The organism is Heyndrickxia ginsengihumi (genome assembly GCF_011008565.1).
GTDB lineage: Bacteria > Bacillota > Bacilli > Bacillales > Bacillaceae_C > Weizmannia > Weizmannia ginsengihumi.
Genome location: NZ_JAAIWK010000060.1, coordinates 1 through 1,373, shown reverse-complemented (window position 1 = coordinate 1,373; position 1,373 = coordinate 1). Strand labels below are relative to the sequence as shown.

1 protein-coding gene is annotated in these 1,373 nt (G+C 38.5%); it reads right to left on the bottom strand.

Annotated features, from left to right (window positions below; all coding sequences use genetic code 11):
• Positions 1 to 43 precede the first annotated feature (43 nt).
• Positions 44 to 1,261 (bottom strand): ISL3 family transposase, encoded by a 1,218-nt coding sequence (locus G4D61_RS17865; protein ID WP_429889450.1) that lies wholly within the window; start codon positions 1,259 to 1,261, stop codon positions 44 to 46.
• Positions 1,262 to 1,373: the final 112 nt, after the last annotated feature.

Here is a 1,373-nt window from a genome sequence, read left to right as displayed (position 1 = left end):
GGTTCTACGTCAAATGTTGGGGTATGAGCTCTCGCTCCTACCCCTAAATTACCGGAATTCCTTTAACCTTAAATTGATGATGTAATAAAACACGCAAACGCAAGCGGTCATAACGTTTGAAACCAAAAGCATTTCGTTTAATGACCTTGGTTTGGTTATTAAGCCCCTCAACGAATCCGTTGGTATATCCAAACGCAAAGCTATTTAAAATTTCAATTTGCCAATTCTTCAGGGTTTTTATAGCTTGAATAAATTCTTTTATTCCTGACTCAATTACCTGATTATAAAAGGTTTTTAACCCTTCCTTAACCTCGGCCATTAGAGCACCGTTTTTCTTTGATGTTTCAAACCATATGCGGAAAGACTCCTTTAATTGATAAGCACACTTTAATTCCTCTGATTGTTTAAGATATCTTTCTAGATACCAGCTTTGCTTTTTTGATAATTTGTCTTGAGGTTTATAGAAAACATGCCTCATGATTTTACACTTTTTGCGATCGTATTCATTGAATTCCTTCTGGACACGTCGCCTTACACGGTCTAATGCCCAATAAATATAGCGACAAAAGTGAAATCGGTCAGCAATAATGATGGGTTTACCCAGTGCCTGCTTCACCGCCGACTTAAAGCTATAGCTCATATCCATAACGACCATTTCAACATGAGATCCCTTCTGGCGTAAATAATTTTTTACGGTTTCAACGGATCTGTTTGGTAGGATGTCTAACGGTTCTCCTGTTTGAGCATTAGCGATAATCACTTGAAACTTGCCCTCATTGGTATCGCCTTTATATTCATCAATGGCGATGACTTTGGGGAGTTCTTTTACTTCTTTTAGATATCCAGAGGATATGTGATCAAATCGACGAATAGCGGTTGCTTGGGATGTCCTGAATTGGGCTGCGGTATCTTTAAAATTCTTGCCCTGAATAACTCTTATACCCAGTGCTTGGTTCCACTCTATTGTGTGTCTTTGATAGCGCTCAACCACCTTGTTTTTTTCAGGAAAACGCTTGCCACACAGACATCTATATCGTCGTTTGTGATAAAACAGGTATGTGTCTCGCTCAAACATTTTAAGATGTTGGATCCTCTGTATTCGATAGTCATGAACAAGGTTGGTCGGATTGCCACATTCCGGACACTGCTGCACTCTTTGTGGTAACTTGATGTGAACGCGATAAGTTCCTTTAATCTCTTCGGCTTTAGTAATGATTGCGTCTTCTAATCCAGGCAAAATAATGTTAAAATTCATGTACACGTAACTCCTATCCTTCATTTGTTTCTCGACAATTCAAGTGTAAAGGATTTAGGAGTTTACGTGTATTTTTATGTCTGAATTTTATTCACACCCCAACAAATATAATAGAGCC